The following is an 18629-nucleotide window of genomic DNA, read 5'->3' on the forward strand; positions in this document are numbered from 1 at the left end:
GGACTTGCGGCTTGTCGCTTAAAGCTTGCCCCTATCGAAGCTTCTTACCATTCAACCTACATCAAGCAGCAGGCAATATAAACTTAAAACTACTCCCTTTTCCCGGTTCACTCTCTACCCATATTTTGCCCCCATTCTTTTCTACCAGTTCCTTACACAGCAACAATCCCAAGCCTGTCCCTTTCTCTTGGTGGGTGCCTTCAGTGGTAAAGTGCGAATCTACTTTAAACAACTTTCGGGCATTTTCCGGGGCAAGACCTACCCCAGTGTCTTGTACTGTTACTTCTACCTGGTGTTTGCCTATAGCCTGGCTATGCACCGTTATTGAGCCCTCACTGGTAAACTTAATGGCATTGGATACCAGGTTTCTTATCACAATATCTATCATTTGTGCATCTACCATTACCTGGCACGATGCATCCAGGTTTTTCACCAATTCAATCTTTTTGCTTTGGGCATTCAGTGCCAAGAGGTTAAACGTATCATCTACCAACTCGGGCAAATTTACGGATTGTACCTTCATTTTCATCAGCCCCATTTGCGACCGCGACCAGTTCAACAGATTATCGAGCAAATCGAGCGTACTTTTTACCGAATTGATCATCTGTGAAGTAAGCTCTTGAATTTCTTCGGGAGTCATTGCTTCTTTCTGCAGGCGCATCAAATTCAAAAAACCACTGACCGTATTGAGCGGTGAACGCAAGTCGTGGGCAATCACCGAAAACAAGCGGTCTTTCATACTATTCGACAAGTGCAGTTCTTCCTGCGATTCCTGTAATTGGCTATTGAGTACCCTTAGTTGTTGGTTGGCTTTGTGCTTAAAGTGATAGTTGTTGTACAACACAGTGGCGATTACAATGACCAGCAACAAGCCCATGAGCAACAGGGCTTCTATTTGAGAGTCTCGCCTTAGTTTTTGTTTTTGCAACTCATTTTGCTTCTTAAGCAAGGCTTTCTCTTTTTGAAGCACCACCACCTCTTTTTCCTTCTTTTGTTTTTCGTAGTGTTCCTGCATTGCTTTAATCTCTGCCACCGGGTCACGGTTGCCACCCAGCGAGTCGGTCAGTTGTTGGTGGAGCTTATAAAATCGGGCAAAATTTGCCTGGTCATTCAACTCAAGATAAGCATTGTATAAAAACTGATAAGTATCCATCATTTGAAAACGCTCTTTATCAGCAAAAGCTTTATTGAGCGCCTGTTGGTGAAACTTAAGTGCTTTGAGGTGATCGCCTTGTTGTGCATAAAAATACCCCAAGTCATTCAAAGTTTCCACTTCCTCACGCCTGGTGTTGAGTTGTTGGCTTATGCTGAGGGCTTTATTGAAAAAATTAAGTGCTTTTTTATAGTTTTTTTGCAATAAAAAAACTTGTCCCAAACCACGCAACGACCGAATTTCTGCTTTGCGAAAGCCAATGCCCTGTTTCAGGCGAAGCGCGTCAAAGTACAACTCCTTGGCTCTCTCGTATTGGCGCAACTCAGTATATACCCTTGCTTGGTCGTGCCAGGCAGTGGCTACTCCTTTTTTGTCTTGTAACTGCTGACTTATCTTCAGTGATTCTTCAAACGATTTCAAAGCCTGGGGGTAGTTATGGCTACGCAAGTGTAAGTTGCCCAAAGCATCTAATGACTTAGACACCTCGCGCTGATCGTTGATGGTTTTGCGTATCTCAAGGGCTTTGTACTGGTATTCAAGGGCTTTGGCATAATAATGCTTGCGCGCATATATAAAACTGATATTGCTCAAAATAGCCCCAGTTTCTTTGTTGTTTTTCAGGGCTTGTTCTATCTGCAAAGCTTTGAACTGATAACTCAAGGCAATATCGTATTGGTTCATGTGGTAACAGCTCACCCCTAGTTTGTACAGTGATTCAGCCGTAATGGCTTGATTTTGAATAGAATCGCCAATAGACAAAGATTGAAAGAACACCCGAAAAGCCTCTTTGTATTCGCCTTGGTCGAGATAATATTCGCCCACTTGGTTGAGCGAAGTAGAAATAAGGGTTTTGTCACCCAGTTGGTTGGCTATGGCCAAGGCTTGCCGGGCGTATTGCAGCGATTTAACGGCCGAATTAGACAGGTGTACATCGGCAAGAGCATTGAGCAAGCCTACCGTTTCTTTAGTATTGGGTGGAGTGTTTTGAAGGCGGGTATTGAGACTGTCGATAAGTAAAGTGTGGGTGGCAACCGATGCTTTTTGGGCAAAGCTATGGTGCAGGCTAGTAATAAAGATTAAAATAAGGCAATGGACACAATCCCTATATTTCATCGCTAAACACTTTGGCTAAAATTGTTGTGATATTTTTCTGACGATCTTCAAGATACACAAAAGCTTATGAATTTGCAATTAAGTGATAAGGGCTGTCAGACCAAACGCCCTATAGTTTTTACACATCTCTTTCACTTGCAGTAACTTATGCGCAGTACTTTGCGTTGCTTTGCTCGCGGGGAGGTGGTCAGCACCGCGAGGGCACTGGCAGGCGGGCGAGCTTATGCTGTCCAGGCTTTTTTCCTTTATTTTTTGGCCTCAAAAACCGCAGGGCGAAGCCCAAGCTCAACGTAAGTTAAATGAAGCCGCTGGAGGCAAATGTGGCAAATAAGCGATACATCAACTAAAAAATAAAGTAAGTAGATTGATTATAAGACTTTTACATAGTGCATTTAGTCTATAAGGGCTGTTTAGAGAAGCCCTCTCGACTTGTAGTGGTGGAAAGTTGAATGATAAAACAACATTGTTATACCAAGTCTGATTGAAAACCCATACAAACTCACTTTTAGTGGTCTTAATGGCAAAACCAACACAATGCACGTTCTTCGCTATCGTTACCCGCTCTCTTGGTCAGCTGCGCTTAAGACCAAGAGGAGGGGAGAAGCCCCTCTCAACTTGTAGTGGTGGAAAATTGGGTGATAAAACAACATTGTTATACCAAGTCTGATTGAAAACCCATACAAACTCACTTGTAGTGGTCTTAATGGCAAAACTAACACAATGCACGTTCTTCGCTATCGTTACCCGCTCTCTTGGTCAGCTGCGCTTAAGACCAAGAGGAGGGGAGTTGATAGTTATATTTCGCTTCTTATGAACATTTACCTTATTTGTCTACTTTTTAGGGATCGAAAAAGTAGGTCTTTCAAGGCAAGCGCAGCACTTGAGCCCCTCTGTCTTCTATGGGGTGCTATCATTGTTTGGGGCACCCCTATAAAATCCTCCTCAGCCAATAGCTACCCACATTTGATAAGAAATATAAAAAATTTTGCGAGTTTGTAACTATTTAGGTAACTTTGCGTCTTATCTGTTCACTTAAAGTGAGGGAAATTAACCATTTTCATTACTTTTTGAGACATATTCCGGGGCCGACTTGGAATTGACAGCTTGTGTATTGTAAGCGTAAGCACGTCGGGAGATGGATGCTCCTCCTGAAATTAATGCATTCACAATTATAATTGGCGAAAGAAATTACGCCCTAGCTGCCTAATTAAGAATTAGATAGCTTAGTGTCTCGCAAATCCTATCTTTCTGCAGGATTTGCAACCGAGGCATCACAAAGCAGAAATAGTCATTGTAAGGGCACGGTACAGTGGCGAAACAAAGTGTCTAAGGTTGAGTATTGGTTTGATATGCACCTGTCTCAACTCGAAAATCCAAGCATGCTCTAAACGTGTAGAAAGCTCTTGCTTTCCTTGTCTGGACGAGGGTTCAAATCCCTCCGGCTCCACAACTTTCAAGATATAACCCTTTGTAGATCATTGATTTGCAAAGGGTTTTGTTTTTTGAGGTGACAGTCCAACCTGTAGGCAATGAGTCTACACACACTTCCTTGGTTTCTCAAGGCTTGATAAAATCCTACTGCACCCCAAAGCGCACCACCCAACGGCTGGGGTACACGGCTTGCGCCAAAAGTTGTAAAGCAACAAGGTTTGCAGGCTCATTTTTTTGCCTAAGCGCACACTTTTACCCAGCAGGGCAACAAATACAATGTATAGGTAATATTTTTGATGCACAAATTCTCAATTTTGAGAATAGTTAAAAACCTTGTGATGCGGTCATTTTGAACACAGTGAAAATCTGGTGCGTAATTGTTTGAATTCAGACTTTTCACGTTGCCCAAAATACTTCTTTTATGTACAATCAAATCAATCGCTACACAGCTTGATGTGAACGTTATCTGCTCATCCCACCAACCCTTTCGTTTCTCCGAACCGAGCCAAGTTAAAAACTTGCCCTTATTTACTGGTGTTAAGTCTGGAGGCTTTTAACAACCGACCCCGATTCCAGCATCTGAGGGTGTTTTTCAGTATTCCGAAAAACGAGCGTAGAAGGTTGTATTGTCTAGAGCTTAAAATAGCAGTGTCAAAACCCATTCAAATGCCTTTTGTAGGGGCAATCCTTTATGGTTGCCCTAGTGTAGTAAATTTCATCGCTTGTCGCCCCTTAGTATTTTGAGAGGTTTTGCTACTCAAGTAAGTTTGGAGACTTCCATTCATCCAAGCCTTCTGCGGAAGGCTTTTAACTACGCTTTTTGTAAGCTGCTGAAAATCAACGTGATACAAAAGTGTAGTTACCTGTGGAACAGGGTCTAGCTTGCGACTTGTCGCTTGAAGCTTGCCCCCTGTCGGGGCTTTTAACTACGCTTTTCATAAATCACTGAAAATCAACGTGATACAAAAGTGTAGTTACCTGTGGAACAGGGTCTAGCTTGCGACTTGTCGCTTAAAGCTTGCCCCCTGTCGGGGCTTTTAACAACCGACCCCGATTCCAGCATCTGAGGGTGTTTTTCAGTATTCCGAAAAACGAGCGTAGAAGGTTGTATTGTCTAGAGCTTAAAATAGCAGTGTCAAAACCCATTCAAATGCCTTTTGTAGGGGCAATCCTTTATGGTTGCCCTAGTGTAGTAAATTTCATCGCTCTTAGTATTTTGAGAGGTTTTGCTACTCAAGTAAGTTTGGAGACTTCCATTCATCCAAGCCTTCTGCGGAAGGCTTTTAACAACCGACCCCGATTCCAGCATCTGAGGGTACTTTTCAGTATTCCGAAAAACGAGCGTAGAAGGTTGTTCTGCGATTATTAATGACGCATTGTCCAAGGCTTAATTTAATTCTAACAAACCTACTTCACGCCATAGAATAAAAGTTTATCAAGTTCCTGAACGGTCATTTTTTGGTCTTTAAAGATTTTTGGGTAATAAAAGTTTTTCAACTTTGCGTGAAACTCTTGCGCTTTTTGCAAGTAACGCTGCTGGGCTTGGTAGTCGGTTTGGGCAATTTCGTTGAGTTTTTCCTGCACCAATGCTGCGGGTGTTATCCACAACCACCGTTTGCTCAAAGCCTGACGTTTTTGCATTTGCTCTTTAAATTTTTGCTGAATTTTGTGGGCTTTTTCATCCATCAACAGATAACCCGCATAAAACCATTTATTAAAACTCAGGGTATCGCCATCGTTGTACTGAGGGTACTTAGGGTAAAAATCGTTGAATACCCAGCTTTTGGGGTTACCCCATTGATTGGTAAATTGGGTGCGAATCATATTGGTCATTTCATTTTTGGCAGGAGGCGGCGCCTGAATATTGATGATGATGTTTAGCAAAGCAGGCAACACCAAAGTAAGCACCAGGTACGTTCCCAAACCAATAATGGCATTAAACGCCGAACTTTTGCGTAAAAAAACCACCCCATACATCAGAGCAAACCAAAATACTATATAAACACTCACTACCCCCAGCCATTGGCCCACTTGAGCACTTACTGCTATACCATTGAGGAGCACTCCCAACAATGTGAGTAACAGTCCTAACCCCAGCACCAGCAATAATCTAAAGGAAAGCTTGGCTCCCATTACCTGGGAAACTTGCAAAGGTTGAGAAGCCAGCAAAGGAAGAGTGCCCTGCTCTTTTTCGGCGGAATAAATGTCATAAGTAAGCAAAATAATTACCAACGGAAACAGGTACACCAATACAAAAGCCAAGTCAAAATTACCCGTAAAAAGCTTCAATGGATTTTTGATTTCGCTGGTGTTGATTTGCTTGTAAAAAGCTGTAGCGTCTAAACGAAGATAATAAGGCTGCAAATCGCGCTGACCCAAAGATAGACTAGCCATTGGTGCTGGCGGATTGATGGCATACGTTTTTACAAAGCGATTGAGTTGGGCTGGATTGGTGGCCCGTTGAAACGCTGCTTTGTTGACCTGAATACTGGTATCGGCTTTCATCCGTTGTCGTATAGTATCAAGCCTTATCTGTTCTTGTTTTTTGAGATAGGCAATGCGCTGTTTTTGTTGCTTTATTTCAGACTGACCGTAATAAATACTGTAGGCCCCACTCATAATTAACAGCAAAAATATAAGCACCATTACCCGATTGGCGATCAGGTTCTTCCACTCAAATTTATAAATCAATAATAGTTTTTTCATGGCTATATTTAAGATTATACGATAGGTAAAAAAGAACTGCGATATACAATGAACAGAAAACAGCCAACCAGCCAAAACAGCAAAGCCCCGGCTCCCCACAGGTTTTGGCCCAAAACCTGGCTAAGTGAAGCCATTTGGTATTGAAAAGGAGGCAGTTTTCCCCAAAAATTACGACCTACATTGTAATCTCTGTAAGCGATGCCCGGTTTTTGATTTACCATCATGTCTTTATTGGCCATTTTCACCATTTTGCGGCGGTAGTTTTCAGCCTCGGTGGCAAACTGTACGTGGTGGTGATAATCGGTACCTGCCAACCCCATAGAAATATGACGAATGGCCAACAAAGGATTGATCAACCCGGCTATTTCTGACACTCGATTTTGCGCCTTAAACACCCCCTGTACTTTCTTAAACTCCCGGTCGTACACCTTATCGGTATATTCTTCTCCGGTTTGCATTGCCAGCCCACTAAAGTTAATCGGCAGTTGAGACAAAGAATCTACCCCGTATTTTTTCAGTGTTTTTTTCTTCAATGCCTCAAAACGTTGGTCAGAAGGATTGTGCCCGTCTATGCCCTGAGCTACTTTTTTCTTAATGATATTGTCAAACTCGTATTTGGCAGGAGATGCATACAAATTATCGGCTACATTGGCGGTAGCTTTGGGCATTAGAATACAGAAAAAAATCCATACTCCCAGCAATTGTACCAACGCCGTTCGGGAGGTTTTGCTAAAGGCCGATACCAACACCGCCAGCATAATAAAAATCGTGAAATAGAGCCAATAAGCCCCAAAAAGTGTAAGGAACTTTCCAGGCAGGTGGGTTTGCAAAGATGCCCCCGATTGGCGAAACAACAAGGTGCTGGCTATCAAAAAGGCGGGCAAAAACAACAACAGGATAATTAGGGTATAGCTCCCTATTTTATAAAGCAATATTTGACGGGTAGAAATTCCCTGGCTTACCATCATTTTCAAAGTACCACCTTCTCGCTCTTTGGTGATAGAGGCAAAAACCAGAAAAATAATCAGCAGCGGCAACAGCATTTGCAGTACAAAAGCAATGGTCATTTCTCCAAAACGAATTAAACTGTTGGAATCCTGGGCTTGACTATACAACACATCGTTTTGTTTGTGGGCTTCCAGGTATACCACCATGCCAGTGTAGGCATCCAGGCCAAAGTCCATAAAACTCAAGGTTGGCTTGGGCTTAAAGGCGATATGTCCATAATGAGCCGCCGAATGAGGGTGTTTGTCTTTTTGAGTAACCCACTCCTTTCGCACTTGTTTTTGGGCTTGTTTACGCATTTGCTGCAACTGGCGAAAGCCCTGATACCCCACCACAGTGGCGGTAATCAACAAGATAAAAACCAAGCCACCCATGACCTGAAAGCGGGCATCACGCAGTACTTCTTTGAGTTCTTTGACAAAAAAATATCTAAACATCGTTGTTTCAACTTTTAAAGGCTTAATTCATATGCTGTAAATACAGCTTTTCCAAATCAGAGTGGTTGATTTCCTGAGTAGTGAGGTGTTCTACCAATTGCCCTTCTTTCATGATGCCCACGTGGGTACCTGTTTCTTTGGCTCTAAACAAATCGTGGGTAGCCATCAGGGTAGCCACTTTTTGCTCTTTGAGTTTTTGCAATAATTTGGCAAACTCATTACTGGCTTTGGGGTCCAGTCCAGAGGTAGGTTCATCTAACAGCAACACCTCGGCATTTTTGGCCAGGGCAATAGCAATGCCTACTTTTTGGCGCATGCCTTTGGAGTATTTTTGCACCCGTTGTTTGTGAGCCGCATCTTGCAGGCCTGCCTCTTGTAAAAAGCCAATCAATTGGGCTTTGCTAAATTTTTTACCAGCCAACCCCGAAAAATAAGCGAGGTTTTCTAAGCCACTCAGATTGGCGTACAGCATCAGGTTTTCGGGAATGTAGGCCAGGTGTTTTTTGGTTTCTAATGGCTGCTTGGCTACGTTGATACCTTTGATGGAGACTTGCCCCTCGGTAGGAGTAATAAAATTCAAAAACAAATTAATAGTCGTGGTTTTTCCGGCTCCGTTGGCTCCCAGCAAACAGAAAATTTCTCCCGGATTGATGGCCAGGTTCAATTGATGAACCGCTACTTTGTCGCCATACTTTTTACTGAGGTTTTTTGCTTCTAACATAGAAATATGGTTTTTTAAAAAAAGCCTGCTTCATAACGCTCCAATGCGCTCAAAACAGGCCATACTTATTATTATTAGGCTGTTTTTCACAATGTATGATGGATAACTCATTGATAATTAGATCTATAATAATTACTTAGACTAGTTCCTAATATTTCTAATGTCTACCCAAGCCCTTTATGGGCGTCAGAGACTCAGTTAATGAAATTACTCTTCATCTAGTAAACATCTAACTCGCTTATTATTAGTAAGATACTCATCATACATTTAATAAAACAGCCTATTATTTTAAAGCAGAATGAATTCTTAGCTATTTTTTTAATACTTGCTCCGCATCCCTCAGAATATAAATCAAGAGATCAAGATTACTGTTGTTGAGCTCTATCTGCCCTTTAAAGGTCGCTTTGCCTGTATCGAAATTACTGCGCTTGGTGTATACGTTCGAGTACACTCTCCGATCCCGCACCCCCGCAGAAATAGCAACTTTTGAATGGCAAAGCCGACAACACCCAAAACTACCCTCCTCCATCATACATTTCGGTAGGAATCATGTAACCAACTAATGGTAACTGTTTTGCCTTTGAGCGCCAGGATGGCCTTGTTAAACTTGGGAGAAAGCACAGGCGCCTTGTATTTCTTCAACCAGGATATTTTCAGGAGTGTACGTCAAATGTCGCTGTTGCTCGCTTCCAGCTCCGAAAATCGCTCATAGCTCAACAGCGCGATATTGGCTCCACCTACTACAATTAAGCTCAATATGAGAAAGCCCTTTTTTATGAAAATTCAGGTTTGTGGAAAACAACGACATATGTTTATGTTATTTAACAAATATAAAAGATTGTATTAGTTTATGCAACAGTATTGCAAAAGTTAACAAGTTGCAAAAAATCATCATATACAATAAAAGCCTGTGTTGATTTGTGCTAAACACAGGCTTTATTTATTTACTTACTAATGAAAGTGTAAAATGAATGTATGTTGTCTCAAACAGCTCAAATATATCAAAAACTGTCCCTATACGCAACATTGATGCAAAAGCACTTAAGTTACTATAAAGCCTAAAACTTAAACAAGTTCATAATAAAACCAATCAACACTATGATCAATGAAAACAGAAACAACCCAGCTATATTATAAATAAACCTTGATGCTATCTTTGATTCATTGAATGTAAATTGAGGCCATTTATTGACCATTTCTTTAGTAAATTCTTTTTCGGCATAGACCATTGGGATAAAAAAGTCTTTCCATTTTTTAGTAAATCTACTGACACACTGTCGATAAGCTCTGTAATGATCGGTAGAGGTTTTTGCCAGTTCATTCAGTACGTCTTGCATCATAACAGATGGTGATAAAAAACGAAGTCTTCTTTCCAAGTGCTGTTGTTGCACCAGTTTTTGATCAAATTTTTTAAGCAAAGGCATCATTTGTTTTTCTACCACCTCTTTAGAAGCAAAATATCGTTGCCACCACCTGTAAGCAGTCCCTTCTTCAGCTTCTCTGCTCACCACAATCTCGGGGTGATCTCTTAAAAACTCATCTAGTATTTTATCTTGTGCTTTGTCTGCGGCTGCTTGTGCTTTTCTTACTTCATTGATCAAAATGGTTCTGGAGGGCATAGGGTAAATACTGGCAGACAATTGATTGATGACGGAGGGAACCATCAATACCAACAAAATCCACAGGCCAAGCAACGTAACCGCGTTTTTTTCGCTAGAATATCCAAACAGGTTTACTATAAAGCATAGGCCAAACCAAAAGAGTGCATAAAGCATGACCGCCAGGTAAAACTTGAAGGCGGTGTAGTTAAGTGATGCGCCGTTTGTTATCAGCGAAAGGGTGAGACCAGCCATAATAATAAGCGCCATGACCAAAAAGCGTAAGATGGTTTTTTGTAGAAGCCACTGGTGAATACGAACAGGGTTGGCTGCCACTACTCTAAAAGAGCCCGATTCTTTTTCAATACTTAATATGTTGTAGCAAAATGCAATAACAATCAGAGGCAATAAGTAAATAAGCACAAAAGACAGGTCAAAGTTTCCAAAAAGCAAACGCACCGGGCTGGATAGTTCTGTAAACGATAGACTAATAGCGTCGTCGTTGATGGTAGGTTTGACATAATGGGTAAAAATATCGCTTTGCCCAATCGCGATAAAACTCAAGTTAGCCGAGGGAAAAGCAGCTATCCGAGGGTTGTAGTTTCCAGTGGCGGTTGGCTGGGTAGGGTATTGCCAACTGGGTAGGTCTAATTTGTATCCTTTTTTGAGTGAGTCTAACCGAGCAAGCAATAGCTTGTCCTGCTGTTTCATTTCATTGATGGCCAATTTGATAGATTGGTCGCGTTGTTCTGTTCTTTTTTTTCCATTCCACCCGGCGTATACAAACAGAGCCAGTATCAAGCTGCTCAATACCAACAACCACTTGTTGCGATAAAGCTGCTTTAGTTCGGTGCGCATAATTATTAAATTCATTGCTTCTATATTTTTTTGGCTGACCATAAGAAGCCTGCCATTGATAAAATAAACCAGAAGAATAATGATATAATACTCCAGGTGTTTTTGCGGATGATTTGCCCTAGCTTAGGAGGCGAATAAGAAAACCTGGGAATTTTAGCCCATAACGATTTGTCGGCTTTATATGCCCAGTTGCCATAAGCGGAGTTTTTGGCAAAGTCGCCATTGAGAGTTTTCTGTAACTGAAGTCGGTATTTTTCAGCCGCATCTAAAAAATGCCAATGAGTGCCATAATCAGTGTGTGCCAAAGACATTGAAAGGAAACGAACCGGAAGGTAAGGAGATAAGACAGAGAGCCTGTTGTAGACCTTCTTTTGTTGTTGATAAGTGCGTCTGAGCGCCTTGTAATGTTCAAAATACACCTTGGCTTCGTGCTCTTCGCCTTTTTGCATACGATATCCATCATAATTAAAAGGTAAGTCCTCTAGCTTGGAAACCTTGTAGGCCTTGAGTGTTTCTTTTTCCAGTTTTTTTGCGGCAGCACTCCAGGGGGTGTGTCCGTCCAGGCCCTGCGCTTTGTCTTTTTCAATTGCCGCGGTAAACTGTTGTTGGGTAGGATATGGATGCAGCAAATCTGTAATAGTAGTAGAGGCTTTGGGCAAAGCAAGGCAAGTAATCATCCATATTGCCAAAAGGCTTACCAGTGAAAGGCTTGCGTGTTTAATATGAATTGAACCAATTAATACTATCGAGTTGAATATGGCATAATAGATTAAATATGTAAAAAACACCAGGCCAAAAGTTCCCCAGTCCAATCCAGTGAGTACATTGGTTTGACTTAGAAAAATTGTCAACATCAAAAATGTAAATCCAGTAATACCCAATATAAGGGCGTACATACCCAACCATTTGCCTGCCACCAGCGAGCGCATAGAAACTCCCTGGCTTTTGACCAGCCTTAGTGTTCCCTTTTCATGTTCTTTGCTTACCACATTGTGCCCAATCAGTATGATAAACAACGGGATCAAAAAGAGTAAAACAAAGTCGGGGGTAATGCTACCAAACCTAGATAAGCCGGTTTGGTCGGCAGCAGCCATAAACTGTGCTTCGTTGCGTTTATGAGCCTCGAGATATACCGAAATACCCAAATACCGGTCTACTCCCGGATCAATTAGCGACAGAGGATACTTGGGTTTAAAAGCATAGGTGCCATAATGGGCCGCACTGTGGGGGTTTTTGTTGTCTTGGTTTTCCCAAATACTGCGTTCACTTACTCGAGCACCTTCATACTGTTTGTTGGTCTGTTGATAGTGCCTGTAACTCAGCAGGGTAGCTACCATCATGAGCAGTAAGACAATGCCCAGCGAAATGGTGAACTGCCCTGATCTTGTGATTTCCCTGACTTCTTTTTTGGCTATTTTCCAGATCATAGTTTTAGGTAATTTTTCATGGTTTGCAAACGAGGCCTTGCGCCAGTCTTTTTCGCAAAAATGACCAAGACACAAGAGTTGTTGATCTTGAAACATTCCCCTTTTTTGGCCAAGGTTTTCTTATAAAAGAATCTTTAGGAGAATATACCCCTGAAAAACCATATTTCCGCCTCGGGCAGTGTCTCCACGCCCGATCGAAACCTTGTGCTTGCAAGCTTCAGAGAGGTTTCTCACTTTTTATAAGAAAGCCCTACTTTTTTGGCCAAACTACTGTCAAAAAAAGGGAATATTTTATTAGTGCTCACTTAAAAACTATAGTGAATCGAAAATAAGGTTCTGCGGGGCGGTTGTGGCAACCAAAAGTAACCAAACGAGTTAAAATAGGTGCGCTCATCAGTTAGGTTTTCAATATTGAATCGCAGCAGTAGCTTTTTGTATTGATAACCCACCATCAAAGACATCTTCGTATTGGCAAAATGGGTTTGGCCTTCGCTGTTATCTTTATCTCCAAAATACTGCGCCTGATAAAACACTCCATAACCAAGCGAAAGACCTTTTAGAATTCTCGAAAACTTATAATTAGCCCATAACCCAAGGCTATGGTTAGGGGCATTTTCTAACTCATTACCTTTTTTGAAAATAACATCATCAAGCAGGGAAGTTTGTAAATAAGTATAATTACCTGAAACATTTAATTCATTGGTGATCTTCCCGTTAAAATCAAGTTCCACCCCCTGGCTTCGTTGTGCATTTGAAATATACAAGATATGTCCATCTATGGAAACTTCGGCAGGGTCATAGCTTACCCCCCTTTCGTCGGCCAAGGTAGCTAAAATAAAACTGGGCTGGTTTTCTTTTCTGAGCGAAAAAGCCGCCAGCGTTATGCCCAGTTTTTCATTCAAAAGATTGGCTTTCACACCAGCCTCAAATTGTCTACCTAAAGTTGGATCTAAAAACTCTGTAGGTTTGTACCTGTGTCGGCCGTTTACCTCAAAACTCTCTGCATAAGAAGCATAAATTGAAATATTTGATTTTATCTTAAAAACCATCCCTAACCTCGGAATAACCGGATTATCTGTCACGTTTAAATAGTCATCTGGTCTTTCTGATTCATTGTCATAGTCTCTATCTCTTTTAAACCAGTTAAAGCGTACTCCCAACAAAAAGTGCAGTTTATCATTAAACAACATCAGTTGCTCTTGAATATTTAAACCGGTTCTTGTCAAAACATCCTTATAAGGGCTTGGTGTGGCGTTTAACTCTAGAATATTATTCATAATTGATGGATCTGGATTGTTGAAAGACCCAATAGAATTAGGAAAACGCTCATAAGTAATTCTATCGGTTGAATACGTATAATCAAAACCTACAAATACACTGTGGTTGATGCTTCCTGTTTTGAAGCTGTAATTTAATTCCAGCAGGTTAGCATAGTTATTTAGTGCATTAAATGTGGCAGAATTGCCAAACTCTATGATGGGTTCGTTTAGTACAATATCCTGATTGTTATTTACCAGTGTAACATCCAAAGCCTGTAATGAAGGATGGTTGGCCGGGTCATTACTATTGATCCCAAAACTACTTAATGCCACGGTATCTCCTACACTGTGTACCCAATTTTGCCATATGCCTCGATTAAGACGTGGAACAGATTGGTATTGATTGGTAAGTCTAATCTGAAGGTTGGCAAGTGGCTTCAACTCCAGCGTAGAAACCAGGCTTGTTTCGGTAAACTCATTACGGGCGGCGGGGTTTCCATAAAAGCGATTATATGGGATAGAACGTGCCTCTTCGAGGGTTACACCTGGCACAAAAATACCAGGGTCCTCCACACTCTTATCTTGTCTAAATATCCCCTCTACTGTCCAATTCACCTTGTTGTTGGGTCTATACAAAAATGATGGATTAAGCATAATATATTCATTCGTGACTCTGTCGCGGTAACTATTTGCTTTTTCATAAGTAGCATTTAAGCGCATAGCCATCTTTCCATCGGTATCCAGTTTTTTGTTAAAATCCAAAGAAGGTCTCACCAAGCCCCAAGAACCCATAGTTAAACGCAAATTGGTAAAGTCGGTCAATTGGGGCTTTTTGGTTACAAAGTTGATAACTCCTCCTGGCGATACATCTCCATACAACACTGAGGCAGGCCCTTTCAAAATCTGTACTTCCTCAATATGATCAGAAAAGTGATTCCCTTCGTTCATAATAAGCAGACCATTTCGTCTGTAATTGGCATCGGTTAATAAAAAACCTCTGGACGACACCGCAAGTCTTCGGGAACCATTGCCCCAGGCAGCCGTATTTTGAATACCACTTATGTTTCTAAAAACCTCTCTCAGGTTAATGATTTGTTGTTGCTGGATTATTTGTTTATCAATGACTTGCACTGCCATAGGTATATCCAACAGCTCCAGATTTGTTCTGGTAGCAGAAACAATCTTCTTACGTTGTCCATAAACGGCTATTTCATCCAGATTATACGTAGCTTCTTGCAGCGAAATATCTACCCTGGTTTTTTCATTTGCTTTTACACTTACGGGCAATCGTTGTTTTCCAAAACCCACCTTTGTAACCATCAAGGTGTAATTACCCACAGGTATATTTTCCAGAGAATAATTACCGTTGGCGTCAGAGGTAGTCCCAAGTGACGTTTTTACCAATAATAAGTGGACTCCCGACTGCGGTTTATTCGCCTTATCTTTTATGGTTCCGAAAATGCTACCCGTTTGACCAAACCCAATTTGAGTTATGAACAGGAAAACTAATATGAAAGTAATATTGGATCGCATAAATTACAGTATGTTTTATGATTGGATTAATAGATTGAATATGAATAGTGTCATTCAAATACTAGCAGGTTTTGATTTCTCCCGTACAGAATGAGTGATTGATAAAAGTCTGTTAAGCCAGCCAGGAACATATTAAAAGCAGGTGGATACAATAAAACTACCTGCGGAATGTTTTTAGAATTTATAAGCCAGTGAGTGATGCTACGGTTCTTCGAGGAAACTGAGGTACAGAGGAACCAACAATGAATCTTTGGAAAGTTTCAACATTGGACAAGTTTTGAATGTTGAGTTGAAACTTTAAATGTTTGTGTTGATACCCCATCATCACATCAAAGCGGGCAAAGACCTCCTCTATGATATTTACCTCCGAAGCCCGTGTTTAAAAATATAAGTCACCATATCCCATAATTTGTGTAAGTGGGACAAATAGTTTTTTCATTCGGAAAAGACACACTTCTCCGCTTTATTACAGCATTAAAAAAAGTAAATAGAATGGGTATGTAACGATGAGTAGCTACTCTTAAAGCCCTGAATTAAAGCAAGTAGTTTAGTACCTCAACCTCTAAATACCTGATACATTATTTCGGCGATATTTGCCCCCTGACTTTACTTAAAAAATATCGCGTAGCTCCGGTTCCGATATGCATCGGAATTGTAAACTAACTCTGCTCAATTAGCCGTTGGCAGAGCTCGGCACAGCAAAGCTGTAGCCATCGGTTTTTGAAGTTCATCAGAGAACAAATCTCATCCAAAATAAATGGTGCATTTACTTAGAGGATAAGGTACTAGATTGAAAAATTCGAAGCGAAGGTATAGAATTAATTTTAAATATGCAACATTGTTGCATAAGCAATGATGTTGCTGTTATTAGCCTGCTCTTGTTGCCTCATTTAGAATGTAAAATAAGTGCTCAGGGTTTTTAGTATTCAAGGTCAGTTTTCCCTTTATTTTCAGTCGTTTACCATCAAGCCGAATACCTTTGGGGCTGTTTGCCCCCACTATAGATTCGGGGCTAGCCGCTCCACAAAAAAAACATTGCTGAATAGGGAAATACGACAGCATGAAAAAGGGCTGATTTTTATCTTCGGGCAATGGCTGATCCAGGGAACGAGCCGTATCGGTGAGTTCAGTTTCATCGGACACCAACTCTTCGGTTTATTTTTGTCCAATTTTTTGCCCTTTACGAGCTTGCTCCACTCTTTTGTCAGTGGGGCGGTAGGCTGCCAGGTCTCGACTTCCCCGGTGGTGGGTAAAATTATCGATAATGAGCGCTACTACTAAAAAAACGGGTAAAATGTACAACCAATTTTCAGGCGTTCTCCAAACAAACTGATATTTAAAATGAGTAGGCTGTTTTCAGATTTTTGTGTGTTTAGACTTTTTAAATAGAAGCTAATCTTCTAACCAAACTTAATAGCTAAATTGATTAGAGTTAGTGTACTGTGATGCGGTCATTTTGAACGCAGTGAAAAATCTGGTGCGTAATTGTTTGAATTCAGACTTTTCACGTTGCCCAAAATACTTCTTTTATGTACAATCAAATCAATCGCTACACAGCTTGATGTGAACGTTATCTGCTCATCCCACCAATCCTTTCGCTTCTCTGAATCAAGCCAAGTTAAAAACTTGCCCTTATTTGCTGGTGTTAAGTCTGGGGGATGGATTTTGTCATTTTGAACGCAGTGAAAAATCTGGTGCGTAATTGTTTGAATTCAGACTTTTCACGTTGCTCAAAATACTTCTTTTATGTACAATCAAATCAATCGCTACACAGCTTGGTGTGAACGCTATCTGCTCATCCCACCAATCCTTTCGCTTCTCTGAACCGAGCCAAGTTAAAAACTTGCCCTTATTTGCTGGTGTTAAGTCTGGAGACTTATAGGTTTACCTCATAAATCAACGTTCCTCTTTCACTTGGAAGATTCCCTTCGCTAGGCATAAAACAAGTAATGACATATTCATTGCCCGAAAGATGGGTAATAGAAGGGTTGGCAAAAGAGGTAGCGTTGAGGGGAGTTTGGATATTTACTCTGGTATAAAAGCCTCCCTCACCCAACATTACATTCCAGGTGTCCCAACTGTTATAAGCCTTTTGGGCTTCCTGTAGGGTCAAGGTTTGCCCTTGGTATTGAAAGCTCTTGCGGCTTCCGATGTTTCCCCTAAAATCCATTTCACGCAGGTTGTAGTTGGCTATAGCATCTTGCCAACTATTCCACTGGCTGCCATTGGTCAATACTCCAAACGCCAGTTTGTCTACAGGTACCCCTTGTATTTGATCATAATAATGAAATCCTAAGGCAATAGAGCCATTCAAGGGAGAGGTGCCGCTCAATGCCCTGATGTCTGGAGTGCCTTCCACATTGTTTTTGCCTATTTGTCGTTCCAGTTTTTTGTCAAACGAGAAACGGTTGACCACTAGTTCTTCGTAAGAGTCATAATAACGCAGTCGAATGTTATTTGCCCCTTGTTGTTTGTCTTCTTCGTATGTAATCAGGTAACCATTGCCCCACTTTACTATGTCGCCCTGGTGGGCATTTACATCAATTTGTACCACCTTTACCCAGTTTTTCAAATCATTGGAAGCTCCCAATACCAGGTTAAAATTGTCTCCGTTGGTGTGCACATGGTAAGTGCCCAAGTACTTAAACCCATTCATCCCATTGCGTTCGGTGGCTACTATCTTCAACACATCCAAGCCCCTGTTTGCACTGTCTTTGGCGGCAAATAATGGGTCTTGAGTCGCATTTGCCAGCTTTGCCAGCAAGGGGGCGTGTGCCTGAGGCAAGTACCAACTATAACCCAATTGCACGAGTTTTTGTACAGGCATTTGTTGCAGAGCGGGTACCGAGTACTCTTCCAAACGAAGCGAGTTTTCAACGATGAGCGTATTTACAATATCGGGTAAACTCATCTCCTTAAGCGTCTGGGCACTTCTGATGCCCGCTTTTCTGAGCAAATCGTAGGCAAGGGCATAGGCTGCCAATTGTTGCTGGTTGATGTTTGTCAACGAAGCGATGTCGTTTGCTGTTCTTTTGTTCAGTTCTACAATCATCGTGTTTGCCATGTCATCGGTTGACATCTGGGGCAGTTCAAAGTAAGTACGCCACTGGGTATTGAGCAAGGTAGCCGCCAACATACTCTGTTGAGATATGGACGCAGTAGTACGGACATTACTACTTGCCAGTGCTTGAGGGTGCTCCTTTTGGGGTTGTATGTTGCTTCTCTTATGGCAACCAAACAAGGCGCCACAAGCAAGCAGGGCACAAATTACACGCGTATATAAATATTTCATAAGTATAATTTTTATGGTGATGATGTGATAGAGGTTGAAAAGTGATGGGTTTTATGTTAGAAGTAGTCTACCTTTTTTGGCAACAATTCATCATAA

At 41.3% G+C, this 18629-nt stretch carries 9 protein-coding genes and 1 other RNA gene; 1 reads left to right on the top strand and 9 read right to left on the bottom strand.

Features of this window, described 5'->3' with window-relative positions; translation table 11 throughout:
- Positions 1–61: 61 nt before the first annotated feature.
- Complete coding sequence (locus tag M23134_RS38470; protein ID WP_002698684.1) at positions 62–2266, bottom strand: ATP-binding protein; 2205 nt, start codon at positions 2264–2266, stop codon at positions 62–64.
- Positions 2267–3347: 1081 nt separating this feature from the next.
- Between M23134_RS38470 and ssrA the strand changes: the two genes are divergently transcribed.
- Positions 3348–3716, top strand: a transfer-messenger RNA (tmRNA) gene (ssrA, locus tag M23134_RS39930).
- A gap of 1388 nt (positions 3717–5104) precedes the next feature.
- Here the strand turns inward: ssrA and M23134_RS38475 are convergent.
- The 8 genes from M23134_RS38475 to M23134_RS18685 form a co-directional block, all read right to left on the bottom strand.
- Entirely contained in the window at positions 5105–6403 is a 1299-nt protein-coding gene (locus M23134_RS38475; protein ID WP_002698691.1) for a DUF3526 domain-containing protein, read from the bottom strand.
- A gap of 14 nt (positions 6404–6417) precedes the next feature.
- Positions 6418–7845 carry an ABC transporter permease gene (locus M23134_RS18655; RefSeq protein WP_002698692.1) on the bottom strand — a complete coding sequence of 476 codons (1428 nt, stop codon included), beginning with the start codon at positions 7843–7845 and terminating at the stop codon, positions 6418–6420.
- 22 nt (positions 7846–7867) lie between these two features.
- Entirely contained in the window at positions 7868–8566 is a 699-nt protein-coding gene (locus M23134_RS18660; RefSeq protein ID WP_002698693.1) for an ABC transporter ATP-binding protein, read from the bottom strand.
- A 1058-nt stretch (positions 8567–9624) separates the two neighbouring features.
- Complete coding sequence (locus tag M23134_RS18665; protein ID WP_045113849.1) at positions 9625–11037, bottom strand: DUF3526 domain-containing protein; 1413 nt, start codon at positions 11035–11037, stop codon at positions 9625–9627.
- A gap of 5 nt (positions 11038–11042) precedes the next feature.
- Complete coding sequence (locus M23134_RS18670) at positions 11043–12545, bottom strand: ABC transporter permease (protein ID WP_002698700.1); 1503 nt, start codon at positions 12543–12545, stop codon at positions 11043–11045.
- 209 nt (positions 12546–12754) lie between these two features.
- Entirely contained in the window at positions 12755–15241 is a 2487-nt protein-coding gene (locus M23134_RS18675; protein WP_075164041.1) for a TonB-dependent receptor, read from the bottom strand.
- Between the two features lie 867 nt (positions 15242–16108).
- Positions 16109–16384 carry a hypothetical protein gene (locus M23134_RS18680; protein ID WP_157558543.1) on the bottom strand — a complete coding sequence of 92 codons (276 nt, stop codon included), beginning with the start codon at positions 16382–16384 and terminating at the stop codon, positions 16109–16111.
- Positions 16385–17117: 733 nt separating this feature from the next.
- A complete protein-coding gene (locus tag M23134_RS18685; protein ID WP_002698706.1) occupies positions 17118–18533 on the bottom strand; it encodes a hypothetical protein in 1416 nt (471 codons plus the stop codon).
- Positions 18534–18629 lie beyond the last annotated feature (96 nt).

Origin of the sequence: Microscilla marina ATCC 23134 (assembly GCF_000169175.1) — a bacterium.
Taxonomy (GTDB): Bacteria; Bacteroidota; Bacteroidia; order Cytophagales; family Microscillaceae; genus Microscilla; species Microscilla marina.

What these genes read in the sequence shown, in the direction of transcription:
- M23134_RS38470 (WP_002698684.1), bottom strand. Translation starts at nt 2,266, where the DNA reads ATGAAATATAGGGATTGTGTCCATTGCCTTATTTTAATCTTTATTACT.
- M23134_RS38475 (WP_002698691.1), bottom strand. Translation starts at nt 6,403, where the DNA reads ATGAAAAAACTATTATTGATTTATAAATTTGAGTGGAAGAACCTGATC.
- M23134_RS18655 (WP_002698692.1), bottom strand. Translation starts at nt 7,845, where the DNA reads ATGTTTAGATATTTTTTTGTCAAAGAACTCAAAGAAGTACTGCGTGAT.
- M23134_RS18660 (WP_002698693.1), bottom strand. Translation starts at nt 8,566, where the DNA reads ATGTTAGAAGCAAAAAACCTCAGTAAAAAGTATGGCGACAAAGTAGCG.
- M23134_RS18665 (WP_045113849.1), bottom strand. Translation starts at nt 11,037, where the DNA reads ATGAATTTAATAATTATGCGCACCGAACTAAAGCAGCTTTATCGCAAC.
- M23134_RS18670 (WP_002698700.1), bottom strand. Translation starts at nt 12,545, where the DNA reads ATGTTTCAAGATCAACAACTCTTGTGTCTTGGTCATTTTTGCGAAAAA.
- M23134_RS18675 (WP_075164041.1), bottom strand. Translation starts at nt 15,241, where the DNA reads ATGCGATCCAATATTACTTTCATATTAGTTTTCCTGTTCATAACTCAA.
- M23134_RS18685 (WP_002698706.1), bottom strand. Translation starts at nt 18,533, where the DNA reads ATGAAATATTTATATACGCGTGTAATTTGTGCCCTGCTTGCTTGTGGC.